General features: G+C 63.5%; 24 protein-coding genes. 15 read left to right on the top strand and 9 right to left on the bottom strand.

All coding sequences use genetic code 11. The features are described from left to right. Positions 1-19 precede the first annotated feature (19 nt). The gene (locus H7F35_RS02510; protein ID WP_261803742.1) at positions 20-874 is read left to right on the top strand and encodes an ABC transporter permease subunit; all 855 of its coding nucleotides are present in this window, start codon (positions 20-22) and stop codon (positions 872-874) included. On the opposite strand, the gene H7F35_RS02505 is transcribed toward H7F35_RS02510, so the two are convergent. Next, positions 786-1,805, bottom strand: coding sequence for a LysR family transcriptional regulator (locus H7F35_RS02505; RefSeq protein WP_187111415.1), 1,020 nt, complete (start codon positions 1,803-1,805; stop codon positions 786-788). The genes H7F35_RS02510 and H7F35_RS02505 overlap by 89 nt on opposite strands. A 201-nt stretch (positions 1,806-2,006) precedes the next feature. Here H7F35_RS02505 and H7F35_RS02500 point away from each other — a divergent pair, with 201 nt between their 5' ends. From H7F35_RS02500 to H7F35_RS02490, 3 genes are all read left to right on the top strand, one after another. After that, positions 2,007-2,585 carry a dihydrofolate reductase family protein gene (locus tag H7F35_RS02500; RefSeq protein WP_187111414.1) on the top strand — a complete coding sequence of 193 codons (579 nt, stop codon included), beginning with the start codon at positions 2,007-2,009 and terminating at the stop codon, positions 2,583-2,585. A gap of 90 nt (positions 2,586-2,675) precedes the next feature. Beyond that, positions 2,676-3,203, top strand: coding sequence for a polymorphic toxin-type HINT domain-containing protein (locus H7F35_RS02495; protein ID WP_187111413.1), 528 nt, complete (start codon positions 2,676-2,678; stop codon positions 3,201-3,203). Beyond that, positions 3,200-4,747, top strand: coding sequence for a hypothetical protein (locus H7F35_RS02490; protein WP_187111412.1), 1,548 nt, complete (start codon positions 3,200-3,202; stop codon positions 4,745-4,747). Before H7F35_RS02495 ends, H7F35_RS02490 begins: the two co-directional genes overlap by 4 nt. 112 nt (positions 4,748-4,859) lie before the next feature. On the opposite strand, the gene H7F35_RS02485 is transcribed toward H7F35_RS02490, so the two are convergent. Both H7F35_RS02485 and H7F35_RS02480 read right to left on the bottom strand, forming a co-directional pair. After that, positions 4,860-5,390 (bottom strand): hypothetical protein, encoded by a 531-nt coding sequence (locus H7F35_RS02485; protein WP_187111411.1) that lies wholly within the window; start codon positions 5,388-5,390, stop codon positions 4,860-4,862. Between the two features lie 50 nt (positions 5,391-5,440). Next, complete coding sequence (locus tag H7F35_RS02480) at positions 5,441-5,650, bottom strand: DUF4287 domain-containing protein (RefSeq protein ID WP_187111410.1); 210 nt, start codon at positions 5,648-5,650, stop codon at positions 5,441-5,443. Between the two features lie 285 nt (positions 5,651-5,935). Between H7F35_RS02480 and H7F35_RS02475 the strand changes: the two genes are divergently transcribed. Next, complete coding sequence (locus H7F35_RS02475; RefSeq protein WP_187111409.1) at positions 5,936-6,289, top strand: nuclear transport factor 2 family protein; 354 nt, start codon at positions 5,936-5,938, stop codon at positions 6,287-6,289. Between the two features lie 55 nt (positions 6,290-6,344). On the opposite strand, the gene H7F35_RS02470 is transcribed toward H7F35_RS02475, so the two are convergent. Continuing rightward, a complete protein-coding gene (locus H7F35_RS02470; RefSeq protein ID WP_187111408.1) occupies positions 6,345-6,701 on the bottom strand; it encodes a hypothetical protein in 357 nt (118 codons plus the stop codon). Positions 6,702-6,897: 196 nt separating this feature from the next. Here H7F35_RS02470 and H7F35_RS02465 point away from each other — a divergent pair, with 196 nt between their 5' ends. Further along, positions 6,898-7,335: an SRPBCC family protein gene (locus tag H7F35_RS02465; protein WP_187111407.1), complete on the top strand. Its 438-nt coding sequence runs from the start codon at positions 6,898-6,900 to the stop codon at positions 7,333-7,335. Between the two features lie 86 nt (positions 7,336-7,421). Here the strand turns inward: H7F35_RS02465 and H7F35_RS02460 are convergent, their stop codons facing one another. Together H7F35_RS02460 and H7F35_RS02455 are read right to left on the bottom strand one after the other, a co-directional pair. Next, positions 7,422-7,847 (bottom strand): GNAT family N-acetyltransferase, encoded by a 426-nt coding sequence (locus H7F35_RS02460; RefSeq protein WP_187111406.1) that lies wholly within the window; start codon positions 7,845-7,847, stop codon positions 7,422-7,424. A 29-nt stretch (positions 7,848-7,876) separates the two neighbouring features. Then, a complete protein-coding gene (locus H7F35_RS02455) occupies positions 7,877-8,173 on the bottom strand; it encodes a hypothetical protein (RefSeq protein WP_187111405.1) in 297 nt (98 codons plus the stop codon). Positions 8,174-8,387: 214 nt separating this feature from the next. On the opposite strand from H7F35_RS02455, the gene H7F35_RS02450 reads away from it, so the two are divergent. The 6 genes from H7F35_RS02450 to H7F35_RS02425 all read left to right on the top strand — a co-directional run bounded on the left by H7F35_RS02450 (position 8,388) and on the right by H7F35_RS02425 (position 14,494). Beyond that, the gene (locus H7F35_RS02450; protein WP_187111404.1) at positions 8,388-8,645 is read left to right on the top strand and encodes a ParD-like family protein; all 258 of its coding nucleotides are present in this window, start codon (positions 8,388-8,390) and stop codon (positions 8,643-8,645) included. Next, positions 8,645-9,436, top strand: coding sequence for a type I methionyl aminopeptidase (gene map, locus H7F35_RS02445; RefSeq protein ID WP_187111403.1), 792 nt, complete (start codon positions 8,645-8,647; stop codon positions 9,434-9,436). The genes H7F35_RS02450 and map overlap by 1 nt, the downstream gene beginning before the upstream one ends. Positions 9,437-9,595: 159 nt before the next feature. Next, a complete protein-coding gene (locus H7F35_RS02440) occupies positions 9,596-10,825 on the top strand; it encodes an ABC transporter substrate-binding protein (protein WP_187111402.1) in 1,230 nt (409 codons plus the stop codon). Between the two features lie 82 nt (positions 10,826-10,907). Beyond that, positions 10,908-11,783: a branched-chain amino acid ABC transporter permease gene (locus tag H7F35_RS02435; protein WP_187111401.1), complete on the top strand. Its 876-nt coding sequence runs from the start codon at positions 10,908-10,910 to the stop codon at positions 11,781-11,783. A gap of 28 nt (positions 11,784-11,811) precedes the next feature. Further along, positions 11,812-13,737, top strand: coding sequence for an ABC transporter permease subunit (locus tag H7F35_RS02430; protein WP_187111400.1), 1,926 nt, complete (start codon positions 11,812-11,814; stop codon positions 13,735-13,737). A gap of 34 nt (positions 13,738-13,771) precedes the next feature. Continuing rightward, positions 13,772-14,494 (top strand): ABC transporter ATP-binding protein, encoded by a 723-nt coding sequence (locus H7F35_RS02425; RefSeq protein ID WP_187111399.1) that lies wholly within the window; start codon positions 13,772-13,774, stop codon positions 14,492-14,494. Between the two features lie 52 nt (positions 14,495-14,546). On the opposite strand, the gene H7F35_RS02420 is transcribed toward H7F35_RS02425, so the two are convergent. Beyond that, a complete protein-coding gene (locus H7F35_RS02420) occupies positions 14,547-14,978 on the bottom strand; it encodes a nuclear transport factor 2 family protein (protein ID WP_187111398.1) in 432 nt (143 codons plus the stop codon). Positions 14,979-14,995: 17 nt separating this feature from the next. Here H7F35_RS02420 and H7F35_RS02415 point away from each other — a divergent pair, with 17 nt between their 5' ends. Then, positions 14,996-15,187, top strand: a complete 192-nt coding sequence (locus H7F35_RS02415; RefSeq protein ID WP_187111397.1) for a hypothetical protein — start codon at positions 14,996-14,998, stop codon at positions 15,185-15,187. Between the two features lie 110 nt (positions 15,188-15,297). Here H7F35_RS02415 and H7F35_RS02410 read toward each other — a convergent pair whose 3' ends face one another. Together H7F35_RS02410 and H7F35_RS02405 are read right to left on the bottom strand one after the other, a co-directional pair. Continuing rightward, positions 15,298-16,023 carry a hypothetical protein gene (locus H7F35_RS02410; protein ID WP_187111396.1) on the bottom strand — a complete coding sequence of 242 codons (726 nt, stop codon included), beginning with the start codon at positions 16,021-16,023 and terminating at the stop codon, positions 15,298-15,300. A gap of 10 nt (positions 16,024-16,033) precedes the next feature. Then, positions 16,034-16,729 carry a helix-turn-helix domain-containing protein gene (locus H7F35_RS02405; RefSeq protein ID WP_187111395.1) on the bottom strand — a complete coding sequence of 232 codons (696 nt, stop codon included), beginning with the start codon at positions 16,727-16,729 and terminating at the stop codon, positions 16,034-16,036. Between the two features lie 249 nt (positions 16,730-16,978). Between H7F35_RS02405 and H7F35_RS02400 the strand changes: the two genes are divergently transcribed. After that, positions 16,979-19,246, top strand: coding sequence for a TonB-dependent receptor (locus tag H7F35_RS02400; RefSeq protein WP_187111394.1), 2,268 nt, complete (start codon positions 16,979-16,981; stop codon positions 19,244-19,246). A 2-nt stretch (positions 19,247-19,248) separates the two neighbouring features. Then, a complete protein-coding gene (locus H7F35_RS02395; RefSeq protein WP_187111393.1) occupies positions 19,249-20,625 on the top strand; it encodes an MFS transporter in 1,377 nt (458 codons plus the stop codon). Positions 20,626-20,634: the final 9 nt, after the last annotated feature.

Raw genomic sequence — 20,634 nt, 5'->3', positions numbered from 1 at the left:
GCCTGTCGCAGTTGCCGTCATGACGCAACCACCGCCATCCAAGCCCGCTGCGTCGCCTGCCCCCGCGGCCGGCGCCAAGCTCAAGACCAGCGCCTTCAAGGTGCCGGGCGAAGGGTCGAGCGTGACCATCAGCGTGGTCACCGTGGCGTCGCTGATCGCGCTGTGGTTCCTTGTCACCAACATGGGCTGGGTCAAGCCGCTGTTCCTGCCGACACCGCAGGCGGTGTTCCAGCAGTTCTACGAATACCTCACCGGCCAGGCCAACGACAAGCCGCTGTGGCAGCACTTCCTGGCGAGCATGTTCCGCGTGTTCTCTGCCTTTTTCCTGGCCTGCATCACCGCCATTCCGGTGGGCATTGCGATGGGCATGAGCCGCTTCTGGCGCGGCATCTTCGATCCGCCGCTGGAGTTCTACCGGCCGCTGCCGCCGCTGGCGTACCTGCCGCTCATCATCATCTGGTTCGGCATCGACGAACTGCCCAAGGTGCTGCTGATCTTCCTGAGCTGCTTTGCGCCGCTGGCACTGGCCGCGCGCTCGGGCATGCGCAGCGCTTCACAAGAGCAGATCAACGCGGCGTACTCGATGGGCGCCAGCTACATGCAGGTGATCCGCCACGTCATATTGCCTTCGGCGCTGCCCGACATCCTGGTGGGCATGCGCATCGCCATCGGTTTCGGCTGGACCACACTGGTGGCCGCCGAGATGGTGGCGGCCAGCATGGGGCTGGGTCAGATGGTGCTGAACGCGTCGAACTTCCTGCGCACCGACATCGTGATCATGGGGATCATCGTGATTGGCGTGGTGGCTTATCTGTTCGACTTGCTGATGCGGTGGCTCGAGCGACGCCTTGTGCCCTGGAAAGGGCGCATGTAGTCTGCGAGACCGCCGATGCCGGTGGCAGCGTGGGCGGCTCGCCGAGCAGTTCCTTCGATTGCTCAAGAAAATCGAGCATCGCGCGCATCGCAGCGCTGTTGTGGCGGCGCTGCGAGTAGGCCGCGTACAGCCAGTGGTCGTGGTCGCGCGGCATGTACTCGCGCAACACCGGCACCAGCGCGCCGCGTTCCAGGTGCGACTGCGCCAGCGGCTCGGGCACATAGACCGCGCCCACACCGCGCAGCGCCAGTTCGATGAGCGCCACGGCGTCGTTGGCTTCCATGCGGCTGTGTACCGGCACCTCGTGCTGCTTGCCGCCGGTCTCGAAGGGCAGGTGCGTGGTGGGCATGGCCGAGTAGCTCAGCACGTCGTGCCGGGCCATGTCTTCCGGCACCTGGGGAATGCCGCGCTGCGCCCAGTAGGCCGGCGAGGCACACACCACCATGTCGAACTTCACCAGCCGCCGCACGATCAGGTTCATGTCGTCGATGCGCCCGCCCGTCAGGTGGATGTCGATGCCTTCGCCGATCAGGTCGACCTCGCCGTTGGTGAAGACCAGGCTCACGTACACGTCGGGGTAGAGCTTGATGAACTCGGCGATCACGTCCGACATCCAGCCGGCGATCAGGCCGTTGGGCGCGCTCATGCGCAGGCGCCCGCGCGGGTGGGCGCCGTGGCCCTGCAGGTCGTTGAGCGTGTTCTCGGCCATCGTCACCAGCTCGGTGCTGCGGTCCAGCAGCACCTGGCCGGCGTCGGTCAGGCTCAGGGAGCGGGTGGAGCGGTTCAGCAGGCGCACGCCGCTGCGGGTTTCAAGCTCCGCCACATAGCGGCTGACCGTGGCTTTCGACATGCCCAGCGAGATCGCTGCGCGGGAGAAGCTGCGCCGGAACGCAACCTCGCGGAATGTTTTGATGAGATCGAGGCCGTCCATGGTGCAGGCATTGTTCCAGCATCGGGGTTGGGGCTGCGGGTCGTAGGGGAATCCCCGCTTCCATTCCTCGAACAGCGGGGATATTTGCGTGGCTATACTGCGCCCGTCGCGCAAAAAAATAGGCGTGGCCGGGATTGGTCTCCTGAAGCATCTCTGCGACGAAAGCCGCTGCAACCTCCAAACCCAAGCATGGAGACCCGCATGAGAACGCTGAAAATCATGGCGCACATCTCGCTGGACGGCGTGATCCAAACCACCGGCGAAAACGATTTCCCCTACGCCGACTGGACCATGCCCTACCGGACCCCCGCCGGCCGGGACGAGCTGCTCGCCGCGCAGGGCGAGCACGTCGATCTGCTGCTCGGCCGCCGCACCTACGACATGTGGTCCGGCTTCTGGCCAAAGGCACCGAGCAGCCCGATGGCGGACAGCTTGAATGCAGCGACCAAATTTGTCGTGACCCACCGACCGGAAAGCCTTGAATGGGGGCCTTTCGAGGGCCTGGGGCCGGACGTCGTTGAAGGCGTTCGCCGCATCAAGTCGCAGGCGGGCCCGAACCTGATCCTCTGGGGCAGCGCCACGCTGACATCGACGCTGCTCGAACATGGGCTGGCGGATGAAGTCCTGCTGATCGTCTATCCGGTCTTGTTGGGCGCCGGAAAGCATTTCTTCGCGGAGGGGACGCCGCCACGCGCCTTCGAACTTGTCAGCACGAAAGCCATGCCGTCCGGCATCATCTTCAGTGCGTACAAGGTCGCCGGGCCTTTGAAGGCCGGTTAGTCGAACAGTGCGACAGCACAACAGCGCGCGCGAAAAACGCTTGTCGACCGCGGCCGCTTCTATCCTTTGGACTGCAAGACGCATTTCTCCATGCTCACCACGCCATTGCCCACCCTGACGCCGGCCCCCGAATCGGGATTCGCCAGTGGGACACGAATACACACGAAGCAAGGCCTGCAACCCATCGAGGACATTCGTGCGGGGGATTGGGTTCTCACGCACGCGGAACAGCGGCCTCCGCCTCCGCGTCGCCGCCATCACGGCGAGTACCAATACCGGCGGGTGACGCTCATGACGAGCGTCGAGGTGCAATCGATGGTGCGCGTCACCTTGCAGAACTTTGCCGACGGCATCAAGGACACCCTGCTTGTCGCTCCAAGCCAGCCGATCTGGACTCAGTCGTCGGGTTGGCTGGCTGCCAGCCAGCTCGGCACCGGGCAGGCCCTGATGCTCAGCTTCAACGGCAATGCCATGGTGCAGGAGGTACAGGCCAGCGCTCAACCTGCGCGCGCCTATCGCCTGGAGGTGGAGGAGGGCAATGGCTACTACGTCGAACTGCTGGGAGCCTGGGTTGGCTGCGACCCACCGATGACCGGTGGAAGGGCGCCATCCATTTGATTGGCGCCTTCCTGGGCGAGTGCACCATTCGCAGTCTTGGAGGGCACTGGGCAACCCACGAAAACATGCTTTGCATAGCGCTGGACAGAAAAGATCTCGTCTTTCCGCACAACAAGGTCATCAAGCAATTCAGATACGGGAAGGAAGGCGGCGACTCGATCCTGGCTTTCTACGAGATCAACAAGCTCATGGACGAAGTCAAGTCCCGCACGCTGACGCCGGCCCAGGAGCGGCTGCAGGAGTTTTCCCGCCACGGCGGCAATCGCATCTTTGTGCCCAACATGTCGGGTGCGACGCCGCGATGGGTGCAGGTCGCGGAGGTCAACGACGGCCAGGTCAAGCTGCTGGCGCCACCGACCCAGCGTTACGCCGTGTCGGGCCTTATCACCGACGTGAAGTGCTTCTACGTTTGCGACCCCAGGGGGCAGCTGCTGCACACCGAGTGGGTCAATAAATCCGATTGGCACAGCTTGCCGCCGGACATCCTGAAGCAGCTGCAGAGCAAGCTGGCTGCCGATACCTCGCTGACGCTCAACCAGTTGGAGCGTGGCAAGCAGTTCATCGAGATCTCCTACGGCGCGAGCGATCAGCGGGCCGACGGTCGTTATTACTGCTATTCGACCAGCATCAAGAACATCTCCCCGCACAAGATCCAGATCACCAGGTTCGGCGGGTACATCCCCCAGGATGCCGCATGGCAGTTGAGCAGCGTGACGGGCGATTTCTACACGGCAGACCAGTTCAAGGATTGGTATGGCCAGAAGGTGGAATACCTGCTGCCGGGAGAAACGGTGTGCGACGCTTTGAACTGGGGGAATCCGCCCGTTCTGTGGGCCTACCACGGCATCACCAACACAGGGGAATCCTTCGTTGCGGGCAAGGTGCTGGAAAAGCCCTTGGCTGGTTCGGGCGCGCACTTCGTCAAGCCGGTGCAACCGGAGCCGGAAATGGAGCGCATCGTCAACAAGCTGCGCGCCAGCTACGAGCTGCGGCAGCAGCATATGAACTCCATCGCGCTGGCGTCGCTGCTCGGGCCCACGCCGCCATGGTTGAAGCCAACCGACGGCCTGACTGAATTTTTCGAGCGGCAGACACTGCTGCTCACCGAGGGGCATATCGTCTGGGGCGCTCTGGTTCAAGCCAATCAGTTGTTGTTCAAGCCCGGGGAAGCCAACTGCCCGGCGTTGCTGGTGCACTCGCCGGACAGCTACTTCGACTCGCGCCCGCAAGAGTTGCGGTTGATCGGCCACACATTCTTCTCGCTCAAGAACATCGATTTCGCCGATCCGGAGCTGAAGGAGGTGGCCAGGCTGGTCACGGATGAAATGGATCGCTCCATGGGGTTTGAACTTCCCAAGGTGTTTTCCAACAAGGTGGTGCAGTCCGCGACGTTCATGGGTTTTCGCAAACACATCCCGAATGGCGTGCTCTCATCGGGTTTGTTTCCCATCCTGACCCACCCATCGACCCGGGCGGTGATGATGGTGCCGTTCGAGTTCTGGCCGATCGAGCTGATCGTGCTTTGGAAAGAGGGAAGCCTCTAAGCCCAGGTCGCCACAGCACAACAGCGCGAGCGAAAAAAGGCAGATCGACTGCGGCCGCTTCCATCCTTTGGACTGCAAGACTTGCCGGATGTGCCGGACCTCGCCGGATCGCTCATCGATAAATACCCAGCAGCTCGAAGCGCTTCATCGTGCTCGTCAACGTGAGCGTATCGGTGGCCGAATTGCATGCCACAGAACCTACCTGGGCTCCCTGGCTTTTGGTGACATCAATGAGGGTTGATCCCTCCATCGATTCATAGATGGCGTATTCGTATCCGGCGTTCGAGAAACTCAACGTGACGCCCTTCGCCTGCAGTGCGAGACGAAAGTTTCCCTTTGGATGCGCCTGGCGTTCGGGGAATACAAACTCCGTCTTCGAAGCGCTGCCAGCGCGGTACTGCATGTAGCCTGCGTTGGCTCCAAGGTCCTTGGATGAGCACAGAGAATAGATTTTCTTCTTGGCCGCACAAGACCATTCGGTGACTTCATTCGGCGCGCACAGGCTTGGTTGAGCCATGGCACTCAGATGGAAGAAGGAAGTGGCAGCCAACAGACAGGTAGATAGATTTCGCATGGCTTCAGTTTGATGAGTGCTTGTTGTGATCGTTCTTCGCCTCAACCGATCGCTTGGGTTGTCATCCATTCGCACCGCTGTTGACCCAAAGCACGCATTCCTTGCGCGCAGGGCGAGTGCTACTTCTTCGCAAGAAATGCCGCAACCAAGGCGTTCGCGTGCCCGTGGCCGATCTGGTGCTGGGCTTTGAGCTGGTTGACAAGCTCCATGTGCTTCAGGGGGCCTGCTTCCTGAAGAATCGCCATCCAATGCGCGATGGGCTTGGCGTACGTCTTTTCGATCGAGGGAAAGTAGGAGGCGGGTCCCTTTACCTTGGCTGTCTCGGTCATGTCGGTCTTCTTCGTGGGTTGAGAGAGTGCTGTTCATGCAAAGCCCAAGAGCTTTGCTCTGATGCGGCATTCGAGGCGACATGCAGGCTCGAGCGAATTGCCCGTTCGTGGCTGCGAACTGTCATCCTCTGGCCGACTGTAGCCGGTCGCGCGACTGTCCGGTTACGGCCACTCGATCCGCGTGCCCGCCTGATCGGCGGGGGTGATCGGCTCTTGTCGAGTCGGGAAAATTCGCTGACAGCGCCCATGCCGCCCGCGGCCGGAAGCGTTTGCTACAGTGTTTCCATGACCGACACGACCACGCTCCCTCTCGACCTTCAGGTCGCCATGCGTGAACGCGACGAAGCCTTTTATGCAGTCGATTCGGCGCAATGGGGTAGATACACCGCGAGCAACTTCACGACTGTCCAGCAGAACGGCCAGTTCATGTCTCGGACCGAACGGATGGGCAACCTCCAAACGCAGAAGCAGCGGCCCTATGTCCCGCGCGAACGCGAGCAACACGAACAGCAAGGCGATCTTGTGATCACTCGCTTTTTCAGCGGCGGGCTGTGGGTGGTGGAGGTTTGGAAGCGCATTGACGGTGCATGGGCGACCGTCATGACTCAAGCCACCAAGGCGACTGGCAGCAAGCCCTGACCCACCGCTCATGGGCCGTCGGCCGTCTTTCAGGTGCTGACCCGCTCCGACAGCCTTACTGCCGGAACCAAATCTTGAGCGTCACATACACCGCATAGCCCAGGCCAAGCACCATCCACGCGAGGTAAAACATGTTGGCCCAGTAATCGCCCGCATTTGCCGCCAGTGTGTAGACGTGCATCTTGCAACCCTTGCCGATGCATGGCACCTCACCCCGAACCAGCGCGCGCAACAACGCGAACAAGAGGTAGCAGGCCACGGCAGCAATCACGAGCATTCCCACCGGCCCCACAAGTCCTTCGGTGCGTTGGTCGTTCTCATCGCGATAACCCTTCCGGAGTAGGTTTTGCCCGAATTTGTACCAGGCAAATCCGAGCAAGAGCATCAGCAGGTAGTAGAGCGCGGTGAGCATGTCCTCGAGTCGTTTGCTTGTGAGGGGGGAAGAATGAATCGTCAGGATGGTAGCCGAGCGGACGAGCGCGCATTGGCCGACGGAAATCTCATCGCATGTGCCGAGCCATGTCCGGAATATCCCGCCTCGCCTAGCGTACTACTCGGGTTCTGCGGGAGGCATTCCGCTAGGCTTCGCAACAAGCTTCATCCATCCTATGCATATCGAAGAACGCATCCACATCGCAGTCCCGCCCACGGTCATCGACCATATTTGGAGCGAGGTCGACCGATGGCATCTTTGGGACCCGGACACAAAGCAAGCCCGACTCAATGGGCCATTCGCGGTTGGTACAAGGGGCCGGATTTCTCCCCGCAAAGGCATGGGCGTGCCGATGGCTGTCACGGAGCGTACCGAGGGCCGATCGTTCACCGTAGAGGGTTACATCCCTCTGTTTCGCATGCACTTCGAGCACACGGTGTCTGCGGTAGCCGGCGGGTCGGAGGTGGCTCACCGCGTGTGGTTCACAGGTGCCCTTGCCTTTCTGTTCGGGCCGGGCGTTGCCAGGCAGGTTCGCGAGGGGCTTCCTCGAACCATGCAGTCGCTCAAGGCATATGCCGAGCAACGCCACAAGCCTCTCAACAGCGACGCCTGACTCCGCGCTCGATCCGACTCTCAACTTCAGGCCCTCATCTCATTCCGAGCCTTCCATGCCCATTCGCCGCTCCTGTCCGCAAGACGTCACAGCGTCTTCGTCAAAAATATGCGGCTTGTTCCGGTCGGCGCGCATGGAATCTCGCCAAACACCTTCCACCCATGGCGCTTGTAGAACTCCGGCGCTTGAAAACTGATGGTGTAGAGAACCGCTGAAACGCAACCGCGTCTTTGACCCTCGGTTTCGAATTTCCGCAGAATCTCCGAACCCAGACCGCGACCTCTGAGCGTTGCAGGAAGGTAGAAGAGGTCAAGAAAAAGCAACCCCAGCGATGATCGTCCGACAGCACCACCGATGGGCTGGTGTGTCTGTGCGTCGGACAGGACGACGGCAAGTGGCGTTCTGTCGCCATACCCCACCGCGACATCGTTGAAACCATTGAGCCCTTGCTCGAGCAAGGCTGCGAATGCTGGATCAATGTCGTCGCAGACGTGTATATCTGTCGTGTGCATGGATCGGTTGAATCGGCCGCCGAAAGCGGCTAGGCAGACGGGCATCCCTCGTCCAACAGTGTCAGCGCGAGTTCGACCTGATGCCGAGCTCTCAGCTCTTGTTCGAACTGAATGATTTTCGGCGGGGGCGTGGCCCGGCAAGCCGCAATCAGAACCCTGCTCGGCTTGCTGCGCACCACTTCATCCACCACAGGCGTGGCGAGCTCAGATCTGACGTCGCCTACTTGATAGGCAGTCGGGGTGATGCGGACCTCGACGGGCTTGGAAGCGAAGCAGCCGGCAAGTGCCAATGATGCGAGTGCAGCAGACCAACGAATGATTCTCATGGTTCTCCAAGCTATTGGGGCCTCGGTCGGCGACCAGAAGGGCTCTGCATCCTGTCTGGGTTCGCGAATCGAGCGAGTGCCGATGGCCGACTGTAGTTGAAGTCCCGGCGGCTGCACTGTGACCCGCAGCGGCCTTGGGGACCTCATCTGCCCAGATCCCGCTCGACCATATGATGTATATATAATTGATATACGTTTCATATAGAGATTGCAAATGGGCATCGTAAAAATTTCAGACCTCATGCACGAGAACCTGCGAGTGGCGGGGAACGCCCTCAGCAGGTCCATCAACGCGCAAGCCGAGCACTGGATGCGGGTCGGCATGCTGACCGAGATGCACCCGGAGCTGGATTACCGGGAGGTCTGCCAACTGTTGATACAGGCTGAACTCTCGGGCGGGCTGGACATCGCTGCGGCTGCAACAGCCCAGTCTTCTGGCAAGCCGCGCGCATCGGCAACCGGAAAACGCTGATGGCTCGCGACATTTCCATCAAGTCCGCAGAGGACATCGAAATGGCGCGGCGGGCCGGCGGGCTTGCCGCGGAGGTTCTCAGCATGATCGAGCCCTACGTCGTGCCGGGGGTGAGCACGGAGACGCTCGACCAGATCTGCCACGAGCACATCGTGAAAGTGCAGGGCGCCATTCCAGCCAACGTGGGGTATCTCGGATATCCCAAGACCATCCTCACTTCTGTCAATCAGGTGGTTTGCCACGGCCTCCCTTCACCCGACAAGATTCTGAAGAAGGGCGACATCGTCAACATCGATGTCGCCGTCATCAAGGATGGCTGGTTCGGCGACACCAGCCGCATGTACTTCGTCGGCACCCCCAGCGTGTTGGCGCGGCGCCTGGTGGAGACAACGTACGAAGCCATGCTGGCCGGAATCCACCAGGTCAAGCCTGGAGCGACGCTGGGCGATATCGGCCATGCCATCCAGTCGGTTGCCCAGCGGGAGCATTTCAGCGTGGTGCGCGAATACTGCGGGCACGGCATTGGTCAGGTCTATCACGAAGAACTGCAAGTGCTGCACTACGGGCGGCGTGGGGAAGGTCTCAAGCTGGAGCCGGGGATGGTCTTCACCATCGAGCCGATGCTCAACGCAGGCCAACGCGAAACCCGGCAATTGCCCGACGGGTGGACGGTCGTGACGAAGGACAGGTCTCTGTCCGCCCAGTGGGAACACATGGTGGCTGTCACACCCGAGGGATATGAAGTGCTGACGGCTTGGCCGGGAGGCACAGGCGCCTACGCGCCCGTCTGACTCCCGGCGTGGGGGAGGTCTCCCTCGGAACAGGTCCGGCTAGGGTTGTCACTCTCTGGGCGCCGAACGGTTTATCGACTATGTTTTGCAGGCTTCGCACTTGCGCGTCGTCCCTTTCGGTCCGACCCAGACCTTCACAACATCGTTGGAGACCTTTCCATGCAATTCCGATTCAAGCTGCTGGCCCTGACCAGCGCGCTCGCCCTTTCGGTCGCCGCCTTCGCGGCCGATCCGATCAAGATCGGCGTGGACGGTCCCTTCACCGGCGGCTCGTCCTCGATGGGCGTGAGCATGCGCGACGGCGTGCGGCTGGCCGCCGAAGAAATCAACAAGTCCGGCGGTGTGCTGGGCCGCCAGATCCAGTTGGTCGAACGCGACGACGAAGCCAAGAACGAACGCGGCGTGCAGATTGCCCAGGAGTTCGTCAACAAGGAAAAGGTCGTGGCCGCCGTGGGCTACATCAACACCGGCGTGGCGCTGGCCTCGCAGCGCTTCTTCCAGGAGGCGAAGATTCCGGTGCTCAACAACGTGGCAACCGGCTCGGTCATCACGCACCAGTTCGACAAGGAGCCTGAGAACTACGTCTTCCGCAATGCCGCGCACGACAGCATTCAGGCGCCGATGATCGTGGAAGAGGCCATCACGCGCCGCGGCTACAAGAAGGTCGCGATCCTGGCCGACTCCACCAACTACGGCCAGCTCGGCCGCGAGGATCTGGAGCGCGCGCTCAAGAACAAGGGCATCACGGCCGTGGCGGTCGAGAAGTTCAACATCAAGGACGTCGACATGACGGCCCAGTTGCTGAAGTCGAAGGAAGCCGGCGCCGAGGCCGTGCTCACCTACGGCATCGGCCCCGAGCTGGCCCAGATCGCCAACGGCATGACCAAGCTGGGCTGGAAGGTGCCGATCATCGGCAGCTGGACCCTGGCCATGGCCAACTTCATCGACAACGCCGGCCCCGGCGGTGACGGCGCGCGCATGCCGCAGACCTTCATCCAGGAGCCGACCACGCCCAAGCGCAAGGCGTTCATCGAGGCCTTCGTCGGCAAGTTCAAGCCGAAGAACAACCGCATGGATTCGCCGGTGTCGGCGGCGCAGGGCTACGACTCCATCTACCTGCTCGCTGCTGCGATCAAGCAGGCCGGCAGCACCGACGGTCCGAAGATCAAGGCCGCGCTCGAAGACCTGCAGGCACCGGTCGAAGGCGTGGTGACGACCTACAACAAGCCCTTCACCAAGACCGACCATGACGCCATCACCGCCAACATTCCGGTGTTCGGCGAGGTCAAGGCCGGCCGCGTGGTCTTCGCCAGTGCCGACGATCAGAAGAGCGCCGGCACCGTGCGCATGAAGGATGTGGCCGCCAACGATGCCCTGCTGAAGAAGTAAACAGCGGCCCGAGCGCCGGCGCCGCCCCGGGCCCGTTCCCGCGGCGGCGCATTTTTTGGTCCAACGCTTCTCTCGAGCCGCCATGCAAATCCTCACCCAACTCATCTTCAGTGGCATTGCGCTGGGCATGATCTACGCCGTCATCGCATTCGGCTACCAGCTCACATTCGCCACGTCGGACACGCTGAACTTCGGCCAGGGCAACGCCCTCATGCTCGGCGCCATGGTCGGCCTGACGCTGGTGAACATGGGGCTGAACTACTGGCTGATGATTCCGCTGGTGTGCCTGTTCGGCGCCTTCCAGGGGACGGTGGTGGAGCGCATCGCCGTGCGGCCGGCGATCAAGATCAAGTCCGAGTTCGGCTGGATCATGTCCACCATCGCGCTGGGCATCATCTTCACCAACGTGGCCGAGAACGTCTGGGGGCGCGACGACCTGAAGTTTCCGTCGCCGCTGCCTGAATCGCCGCTGCACTTCCTGGGCGCGAACGTGCTGCCGATGGAGATATTGGTGGTCGTCGGTGCGCTGCTCATGATGCTGGCGGTCGAGTTGTTCAACCGCCGCTCGATCTACGGCAAGGCCGTGGTCGCGACCTTCAATGACCGCGACGCGGCCAAGCTGATGGGCATCAACACCGGCCTGGTGATCACCTTCTCGTATGCGCTGTCGTCCATGACGGCGGCCTTTGCGGGCGTGCTGATCGCGCCGCTTACCCTGACCGGTGCCTCGATGGGTGCGGTGCTCGGCCTGAAGGCCTTCGCGGTTGCCATCATCGGCGGGCTCACCAGCGGCATGGGCATCGTGGTGGGCGGGATCATCCTGGGCATTGCCGAGACCACCACCGGCTTCTACCTGAGCACCGGCTACAAGGACGTGCCCGGACTGGTGCTGCTGCTGATCGTGCTCGCCATACGCCCCTCGGGCCTGTTCGGCAAGGCTGCCATCAAGAAGGTGTGAGCGCGTGGCCATGAATCCCAAAGAAAAAATGAAGACCAGCCGTCTCCTTCTGGCCATCGCCGGCGTGGCCGCGCTGCTGCTGTTCCCGATCGGCATCGACAACCCGTACTACATCCACCTGCTCGAGACCATCATGATCTACGCGATCCTGCTGTTCGGGCTCGACATCGTGGTCGGCTACACCGGCCAGGTCTCGCTGGGCCACGCTGGCCTGTTCGGCCTGGGCGCTTATGCGGCCGGCGTGCTGGTGTTCAAGCTGTCGGCGCCGTTCTGGATCACGGTGCCGTTCGCCATCTTGTTCACCGCCGGCTTCGGCGCGCTGCTGGCCTTGCCGGCGCTGCGCGTGTCGGGGCCCTACCTGGCCATGGTCACGCTGGCCTTCGGCACGATCATCCAGATCCTCATCAACGAGATGAGCTTCCTGACCGACGGCCCGATGGGCATCAAGCTTGAGAAGCCCGCGCTGTTCGGCCACAAGCTCGACGACCGCGAGTACTACTGGGTGGTGGCGGTGCTGATGGTGCTGGCGCTGGTGGTGGTGCACCGCATCCTGCGCTCGCACCTCGGGCGGGCCTTCGAGGCGCTGCGCGGCAGCCCGGTGGCCTCCGACTGCATGGGCGTGTCGGTCTATCGCTACAAGGTCTACGCCTTCGTCATCAGTGCGGGCTTTGCAGGGCTTGCGGGCAGCCTCTATGCCTACTCCGAGCAGTACATCTCGCCCAACTCGTACAACTTCGAGCTCACCGTGCTGTTCCTGCTGGCGGTGATCATGGGCGGGCGCAAGAGCCGCATCGGCGCCATGCTGGGCGCCACCATCATCGTGCTGCTGCCCAAGCTGCTGGACGACGTGGTGCTGTTCCGCTATGTCTCGGTGGGGCTGGCCGTGCTGGTGCTGGTGGCCGCGGTGGTGGCCATCAAGCGGCAGCGCGTCACGCCGGCGCAGATGGCCATTCCCGTGGTCGGCAGCATCGCACTTGCGGGCCTGGCCTTCTGGCTCGATGCCATGACGGACTGGCGGCTGTCGATCTTCGGCGTGATCATGCTGTTCGTCGTGTACTACCTGCAGGACGGCATCGTCGGCTTCGTGCGCCAGGCCTTCAACATTCGCCGGCCCGTGGCGTCGGTCGCGGCGGCGGATGTCGACGCAGCACCGGCCGATGCCGTCTCCACCGCGGCCCATGCCGGCGGCACCGAAGACGTGCTGGAGGCCTCTGGCGTGCTGATGCAGTTCGGCGGCCTGAAGGCTCTCAACAACGTCGACCTGCGCATCAAGCGCGGCACCATCCATGGCCTGATCGGACCCAACGGCTCCGGCAAGAGCACCATGATGAATGTGCTGACCGGCATCTACGTGCCCACGGCCGGTGCCATCTCCTTCGGTGGCCGTTCGCTGGTCGGTCGCACCTCGGCCGACATCGCGCTGTCGGGCATTGCGCGCACCTTTCAGAACGTGCAGCTCTTCGGCGAAATGACCGCGCTGCAGAACGTGCAGGTCGGCCTGCACCACAGCTTTGCGAGCAACCTGCTCGACGTGGCGGTGAGCACACCGCGCTACCGGCGCGAGAGTGCGGCGGCGGTGCAACGAGCGCTGGGCCTGCTGAAGTTCGTCGGCCTAGAGGCCTTCGCCACCGAGGAGGCGCGCAACCTGCCCTATGGCAAGCAGCGCCTGCTGGAGATCGCGCGTGCGTTGGCGCTCGATCCGCAGTTGCTGCTGCTCGACGAGCCGGCCGCGGGGCTGACCGCGCCCGACATCAAGGAGCTGATCACCATCATCCGCAAGATCCGCGAGCACGGCGTGACCGTGATCCTGATCGAGCATCACATGGACGTGGTGATGAGCATGTGCGACACCGTCTCGGTGCTCGACTTCGGCCAGAAGATCGCCGAGGGCGAGCCGGCCAGGGTGCAGGCCGACGAGAAGGTGATCGAGGCCTATCTGGGCGGCAGCACATGACACGCGCTGGCAACGCAAGACCAGGAAACCCATCATGCTGACCATCCAGAATCTTTTTGCGGGCTACGGCAAGGTGCAGGTGCTGCACGGCATCTCGATCGAGGTGCCCAGAGGCAAGGTCGTGACGCTGATCGGCTCCAACGGCGCCGGCAAGACCACCACCATGCGGGCCGTCTCGGGAATGATCGCGCCCACCGCGGGCGAGATCACGCTCAACGGCAAGCGCATCGACGGCCTGGAGTCGTACCACATCGCCAAGCAGGGCCTGGCGCATTCGCCTGAAGGCCGGCGCGTGTTCGCGACCATGACCGTCACCGACAACCTCACGCTGGGCGCCTTTCCGCGCCTGACCGGCAGCCGCCCGCGCGGCGATGTGGCGGGCGACCTGGAACGCGCGCTCGAACTCTTTCCGCGCCTGAAGGAGCGCCGCACGCAACTGGCCGGAACGCTGTCGGGCGGCGAACAGCAGATGCTGGCCATGGCGCGCGCCGTGATGCTGAACCCCGAGGTGGTGCTGCTCGACGAACCCTCGATGGGCCTGGCGCCGATCCTGGTGGCCGAGGTGTTCCGCATCATCGAACGGCTCAAGAGCGAGGGCGTGACGATGCTGCTGGTGGAGCAGTTCGCCGCCGCCGCGCTCGGCGTGGCCGACTACGGCTATGTGCTGGAGAACGGGCGCATCTCGCTGCACGGGCCGGCGGAAAAATTGCGCAGCGACCCGGCTGTGAAGGCTGCCTATCTAGGTGGTGGGCACTAGGGACCCGGCGCGATGGAAGGGGCAGGCCGCGCATCTACAGCGCGACGCATGCTCACTTGGGTATGGGGATCGACTTGGCTGCAATGCGGTCGGGCAGGACACGAGCGATCAGTTCCGTGTCGCAATATTCTTCATATCGAATGATCTTTCCGCCCTCGAAGTGGATCACGAAGACATAGTCGTTCTCGTAGCGTTGACCGTCGCGGGTCAGGTTCTTGCCCCTGGCTTGCAGAACGATGACATCACCACCATCCACCAGGCGGGTCGGGATGGTGGCTCGTTCAGCGAGCGCGCGATTGAGCGGGCGGAACACCTCGTCGATGATGGTTTGCTTGCCTGCGAATTCGCCGCTCCAGGAGCCTTCGCCGATGGTTCGCCAGACGACATCATCGTGGCATGCCTCCCAAAAAGGCGCGCCATTGCCCTTGGCGACTTCGTCGAAGATGTCGGAGACGAGTTGGGCGTTGGGGGAGAGTTGACGCATAAGGCTCCTGTTCTTTGATGGTTTTGGAAGTCGTGTGCGGCCGCAAGCGCGGCAATGAGGAAAGACTTGAGAAAACGCAATGGAGTTCGCCTTCCATCGTCGCTTGCAAGACGCGATTGCGCGTCACGATGCAGTTGCCCGGTGCTTCCAGGGCGCGCGAGCTGATGAGCCACCCCGAAATCTTCCTCACCCGCGTCTCGGCATGGTAGTGGAGCAGAACAGAAAAGGGCATCACCGCGGTGAAGCTCAATGTCCAGAAGGTCGGTCATGGCGGAGTTCTTCCCGAGCTCAGCGCAGCCGATGTCCAACTGCGCAGGCCCTACGGAGTCTTTCCAGGTTGTAGTTTTCGGGTGTTGGCGCCAACCTGAGACTGAACCGCCGAACAGGCACTGTCGTTCTCGTGGTCTTCTCTCCACGGATGGATGCACCAACCGTTGGGCCGCCACGCCTCGAAGGAAACGGGACGGTCCTTGTTGGCCTTGGTGATGCGTGCCGGGTCTGGCTTGAAAATGCCGCCCGTCGGTCCATCGTTCTGCCGCCAGTTCTGCGCGATTTGACTGTGGAACAACCAGCCGCGTCGATCCTGGTCGTAGCGGAAGGTGACGTAGTCCGTCCAATGTTGAAGCAGGCCGCAGGCAACGCCGTGCTGCACAGTGAAATAGCGACCCTTGATCGCGAGCCCATCATCGGCGCTGTCGGTGAACGGATCGCACTGGCCGCCATCGTTGGCGCGCAGTATGACTGCGTCATTTCTCGCCGCCAGCCTGAACGTGCCAGCGGGCTCCTGGGTGAAGATCAGCAAGGGGCGTGGAGATGGTTGCTCCATCGTATCGACAGCACGATGGATGACCACCAGGTAGTCCAGGCGGTTGGTGCCGGAAAGGTGGCCGGAGAGATGGTCCAGCTCTTCATACCCCGCTGGTATGAGTTCGACGATGCTCGCCGGCAGGTCGGGATTGTCCGGAGAGCGAGACGGAGCCGAGGCCGTTTCAGCTGCATGCAGCGCGCCGCAGGCAAGGAGCAGTAGCCAGATGAGCCTCTTCATTTTCGCAACCTTATTTCTGTTTCTTTCCCCGCGACGCGGGCACTGACGCAGACGCCACGGCGGTTGCGGCATCGGGCTGGCGAGCGGCCGTGTGTTCGACAGATGCGCTCATCGACGGATGCGCTTCCCCCACGGATTCGCAGACCGAGAGCAACCGGCACGGGGCGTCGCCAACGGCCAGGTAGGCGTGCCCCATGTCGCTGTCGAAGTAGACCGAGTCGCCGGGATTGAGCAGCACCGGCGCGTAGAGCTCGGTGTGGAACTCGATCTGTCCTTCGAGCGCATAGCTGAACTCTTCGCCTGGGTGGTGAATGAAGCCGCCGAACTCCGCGAAGAAATCGTCAAGGCTGCGTGCGCGCACTTCCGTGACCATCGGCGTCAACCGCTTGTTCAAAAGTTCGGTGGCCAGGTAGGTCTGGCCATAGCTGCGATTGCCGATCGCCATGCCTTCGCCGCGGCGCTGCACGATGCGCCGCCCCGTGGTGCGGCCCTGTGGCAATGGCGCGCCGCGCGCACCGGCCATGCCGCCGGTGCTGCCCAAGGGTTCGAGCACCTGCGCCATGTCGACGCCCAACCCGCGGCTGATCAGGTGCAGTTTTTCGTACGACAGGGACGCGTGGCCTTTTTCCAATTTGGACAATGTCGACACGCCCAGGCCCGTGCGCGCGCTGACTTCGCCCAGCGTGAGGCCCAGGCGTTTGCGCAAGGCACGAATCGTTTCTCCAGGGGCAGTGCGAGCGAGAGAAGGAGGGGGCAGGGCTTCGATCATGGATGGGTGCGAGGGGGCGTTGGGGTCGGTACGGATTGCGATTATCGGATCTATGTGGGCAGTAAAACTTGTCGTATTCACTAGTTTTATACATATAAGAAAATAAATTGCGAATATAGAAAATAGTTTGTAGGATGCCGACCGGATCGACCACCGCCCCGCCATTTCGTTGGAGTGCCTCACACCATGAATCGCCTCGACCGTCCCGGTTTCTGCCGGACCTCCCGCCCCTTGTCGCTGCGCGCCGCACCGCTCGCATTGCTGGTGGCTTCGGCCGTCGGCCTGATGGGGCAGACCGTGCAGGCGCAGCCTGCACCCGTGCCGCCAAGCCCTGACGCACCGAGCGAAGCAGGCGCCCCATCGGCCAAGGCGCTGGACAGCGTCACCGTCACGGCCACACGCCGTCGCGAACCGGTGCGCGAAGTGCCGATGCAGGTCAATGTGCTGCAGGGCGAGGCGCTGGAGCGCGCCGGTGCCAAGACGCTGTCCGACTACGTTGCGGACCAGCCGGGCATCAACCTGATGGGAACGGGGACCGTGGGCGGCGCACTCAGCATCCGCGGCCTGACGACCGGGCAGCAGACCATCTCGACCGTCGGCGTGTACATCGACGACGTGGCGACAGGCTCGAGCGCGCCCTACGCGCTGGGCTCGTCCACGCCGCTGGACATGGGTCTGCTGGACCTGAACCACATCGAGATCCTGCGCGGACCGCAGGGCACGCTGTACGGTGCAGGCGCGATGGGCGGCGTGCTCAAGTACGTGACCAACCAGCCCGATACGACCGAGTTCGCGGGCTCGGTGACGCTCGGCACGTCGTCGACCAAGGGCGGCGGTCCCGGCTACACGGCCAGCACCGTGCTCAACGTGCCGATCAAGGAAGACGTGGCGGCCATCCGCATCGCCGCCTTCCACGACCATTTCGGCGGCGACTACAGGGCGGTCGGCCCGGCGGCGGGCTGGAACATCAACAGCGGCAACACGGACGGCGCGCGGCTGTCTCTGCTGTTGACGCCGACGAGGGAATTGAAGGTCCGCTTGACCGCAACGACGCAGGATGTGCGCCGCAACGGCTCGGGCATCGAAGACCTGGACCCGGTCACCGGTCGGCCGATCGAAGGCAACCGGACCCGGCGCCTCTATCTCAACGAGCCCTTTCGCAACCGCACCACGCTGTACGGGCTGGATGTGGAGTACGACTTCGGCTGGGCGCGCCTGAATTCGATCACCTCCGTGCAGGACGTGAAGATCAGCACCGTCAACGACGTCAGTCCCAATTTCGTGCCGACGCTGGCTCTGGCGGGCCTGCCGGCACAGTCGGCGAGGCTGTCGGACGTCGTTCCGCAGCATCGCCTGAGCCAGGAGTTCAGGCTGACCTCGCGCCCCGATTCCAGCATCGAGTGGTTGGCCGGCCTGTATCTGAACCGCGAACGCGGCAACCAGATCGGGTCCGCCGATGCGACGCTGGGCTACGGGCTGGGCAACCTGAACCTGATCACCTCGACCGAGCCCAGCACCTACCGGGAGGTGGCTGCCTACGGCGATGTCACATGGCACCCGACGCCCGCGCTGTCGCTGACCGGCGGCGTGCGCGTGGCGCGCAACCACCAGAGCTACACCAGCACTTCGTCGGGGCTGTTGACGGGCCCGACCTCGACGTCTGGCGGCACGTCGTCGGAGAGCGCCGACACCTACCTTCTGGCGGCCAAGTACGCCCTCACGCCGACAAGCAATGTGTACGTTCGCGCCGCCAGCGGCTATAGGCCCGGCGGCCCCAACGGGCTGCTGCCCGGTGCCGAGACGGCGCTCATCCAGCCGATGTTCAAGTCCGATTCGCTGTGGAGCTACGAGCTGGGCTACAAGGCCGACCTGCTGGCGCGGACGCTGTCGCTGGAGGCGGCGCTCTACGACATCGAGTGGCGCAACATCCAGCAGTTCGTCAAGAGCGGTGCCTTCAATTACTACACCAATGCGGGCAACGCACGCATCCGCGGTGGCGAGCTGACGCTGAACTGGATGCCGAGCACCGAATGGCGGGTGAACGCCTCCGCCTCCGCCATCGACGCCCATCTCACCACCAGTGCCGCAGGGCTGGGCGCCAATGCCGGCGCGCGGCTGCCCATGACCGCACGCTTCTCCGCCACGGTCGGCGCCACGCGCCAGTTCGTCGTTGCAGGGCGCCAGGCCTACCTGGGGGTCAGCGCGCGCCATGTCGGCGAGCGCGACGCCGGCTATGCCGGCAGCACCATCCTGCCGAGCTTCAGGATGCCGGCCTATACGGTGGTCGATCTGCAGGCCGGCATCGCCTTCCCGCACTTCAGCCTGGCGGCCTATGTGCGGAACCTGGGCAACTCGCGCGGGCTGACGAACGTTGCCACCATCAACCCCGGCCTGCTGCAGGCCGCGTTGACCCCGGCGCGCACGGTCGGCATGAACCTCACCGTGCCGTTCTGAAGATGTCGAATCCGGTATCGATCGCTGGCGAGCCGGCGGTGCAAGCCTCGTCCGCCGTCCCGGTCGCTGCGCGTGAGCGGGCATCGGCGAGCGCCTGGTATGGCCTGGCGGTGCTGATCGTCGCGGCACTGCTGGGGGCGATCGACCTGATGATCTTCAACCTCCTGGCCGAGCCTGTGCGCATCACGCTCGGACTGTCCGACACGCAACTGGGCTTGCTTCGGGGCGTCGGATTGACATTGTTCACGACCCTGGCGACCTTGCCGCTGGCCTGGCTGAGCGACCGCTACGACCGCCGCTATGTGCTCGCCGCCTGCGTCGTGCTGTGGAGCGCCGCCACAGCGATGCGCGGCCTGGCGCCGAACTACACCATGCTGTTCATCGCGTCGATCGGCCTGGGTGTGGGCGAGGCCGGTGTGAACCCGATCGTCAACAGCCTGATCCCCGAGCTGTTTCCGCGTGCGCAGCGTGTGCTGGCCAATGCCGTGTATGCGCTGTCGCTCCTGTTCGGCAGCGCGCTCGGCTCGATCCTGGGCGGTGTCATCGTGACAGTGGTCGACGGCGTGCGGCACCTGCTGCCCGTGTCGCTGCAGGGGATGGAAACCTGGCGCCTGGTGTTCTTCGTCATGAGCACCGGCGCGGTGCCGGTCGTGCTGCTGTTGCTGACGACGCGCTGGCCCCGGCGCGCCCGCGACCCGCGCCCGGTGGCACAAGAGGCGCACACCATCGGCTACGGCGACTACCTGCGCACGAACTGGCGCACTCTGGGCGGCATCGTCGTCGGCCTCGGCTTGGCGTCGATCGGATTGATCGCGCTCGACACCTGGATCCCGATCATCATGGTGCGCCAGTTCGGTGTCGCGCCGGCCGACATGGGGCGGGGCATCGGCCTTGCCGCGCTCGCGGGAATACTCGGCGGTGCGGTGCTGGGCGTCGGCTCCATGCGCTTTGCGCAGCGCGTCGTCGGGCCCGCCGCGGCGCTGCGCATGATCGCGCTGGGCCTGGTCACGGCGGCGTCGCTGTCGGTGCTGCTGCTGTTCGTGCGTTCGCCGATGGACGTGTACGTGCTGCAGGCACTGGTGCTGGTGCCGCTGATCGGCGGCTCGATCCTGTCGCCCAACGTGCTCCAGGACATCAGCCCGCCGCACCTGCGCGCCCGCGTGCTGGCTGCACTGGCGCTCGCGATGCTGCCCTTCGCCGTTCTGAGCCCGCTGGCCATCGGCATGTTGTCCGATGCCGTCAAGGCCAGCTCGCCCAACGGGCTGGCGCTGGCCGTCGTTGCCGTCACGCTGGTCACCAGCGGCGTGGGCGCCTTGATGCTGCGCGCGACCGAGGGCTCTTTCGTGCGCCTGGTGCGAACGCTGCAGCCTGCTGCCTGACACATCTTC

This window comes from Variovorax sp. PAMC26660, assembly GCF_014302995.1.
In the GTDB taxonomy this organism is placed as follows: domain Bacteria; phylum Pseudomonadota; class Gammaproteobacteria; order Burkholderiales; family Burkholderiaceae_C; genus Variovorax.
This window is presented reverse-complemented; position numbering and strand designations above follow the sequence as displayed.

Coding starts and splice junctions, on each gene's coding strand:
- H7F35_RS02510 (WP_261803742.1), top strand. CDS start 20: ATGACGCAACCACCGCCATCCAAGCCCGCTGCGTCGCCTGCCCCCGCG.
- H7F35_RS02505 (WP_187111415.1), bottom strand. CDS start 1,805: ATGGACGGCCTCGATCTCATCAAAACATTCCGCGAGGTTGCGTTCCGG.
- H7F35_RS02500 (WP_187111414.1), top strand. CDS start 2,007: ATGAGAACGCTGAAAATCATGGCGCACATCTCGCTGGACGGCGTGATC.
- H7F35_RS02495 (WP_187111413.1), top strand. CDS start 2,676: ATGCTCACCACGCCATTGCCCACCCTGACGCCGGCCCCCGAATCGGGA.
- H7F35_RS02485 (WP_187111411.1), bottom strand. CDS start 5,390: ATGGATGACAACCCAAGCGATCGGTTGAGGCGAAGAACGATCACAACA.
- H7F35_RS02480 (WP_187111410.1), bottom strand. CDS start 5,650: ATGACCGAGACAGCCAAGGTAAAGGGACCCGCCTCCTACTTTCCCTCG.
- H7F35_RS02475 (WP_187111409.1), top strand. CDS start 5,936: ATGACCGACACGACCACGCTCCCTCTCGACCTTCAGGTCGCCATGCGT.
- H7F35_RS02470 (WP_187111408.1), bottom strand. CDS start 6,701: ATGCTCACCGCGCTCTACTACCTGCTGATGCTCTTGCTCGGATTTGCC.
- H7F35_RS02465 (WP_187111407.1), top strand. CDS start 6,898: ATGCATATCGAAGAACGCATCCACATCGCAGTCCCGCCCACGGTCATC.
- H7F35_RS02460 (WP_187111406.1), bottom strand. CDS start 7,847: ATGCACACGACAGATATACACGTCTGCGACGACATTGATCCAGCATTC.
- H7F35_RS02455 (WP_187111405.1), bottom strand. CDS start 8,173: ATGAGAATCATTCGTTGGTCTGCTGCACTCGCATCATTGGCACTTGCC.
- H7F35_RS02450 (WP_187111404.1), top strand. CDS start 8,388: ATGGGCATCGTAAAAATTTCAGACCTCATGCACGAGAACCTGCGAGTG.
- map (WP_187111403.1), top strand. CDS start 8,645: ATGGCTCGCGACATTTCCATCAAGTCCGCAGAGGACATCGAAATGGCG.
- H7F35_RS02440 (WP_187111402.1), top strand. CDS start 9,596: ATGCAATTCCGATTCAAGCTGCTGGCCCTGACCAGCGCGCTCGCCCTT.
- H7F35_RS02435 (WP_187111401.1), top strand. CDS start 10,908: ATGCAAATCCTCACCCAACTCATCTTCAGTGGCATTGCGCTGGGCATG.
- H7F35_RS02430 (WP_187111400.1), top strand. CDS start 11,812: ATGAAGACCAGCCGTCTCCTTCTGGCCATCGCCGGCGTGGCCGCGCTG.
- H7F35_RS02425 (WP_187111399.1), top strand. CDS start 13,772: ATGCTGACCATCCAGAATCTTTTTGCGGGCTACGGCAAGGTGCAGGTG.
- H7F35_RS02420 (WP_187111398.1), bottom strand. CDS start 14,978: ATGCGTCAACTCTCCCCCAACGCCCAACTCGTCTCCGACATCTTCGAC.
- H7F35_RS02415 (WP_187111397.1), top strand. CDS start 14,996: ATGGTTTTGGAAGTCGTGTGCGGCCGCAAGCGCGGCAATGAGGAAAGA.
- H7F35_RS02410 (WP_187111396.1), bottom strand. CDS start 16,023: ATGAAGAGGCTCATCTGGCTACTGCTCCTTGCCTGCGGCGCGCTGCAT.
- H7F35_RS02400 (WP_187111394.1), top strand. CDS start 16,979: ATGAATCGCCTCGACCGTCCCGGTTTCTGCCGGACCTCCCGCCCCTTG.
- H7F35_RS02395 (WP_187111393.1), top strand. CDS start 19,249: ATGTCGAATCCGGTATCGATCGCTGGCGAGCCGGCGGTGCAAGCCTCG.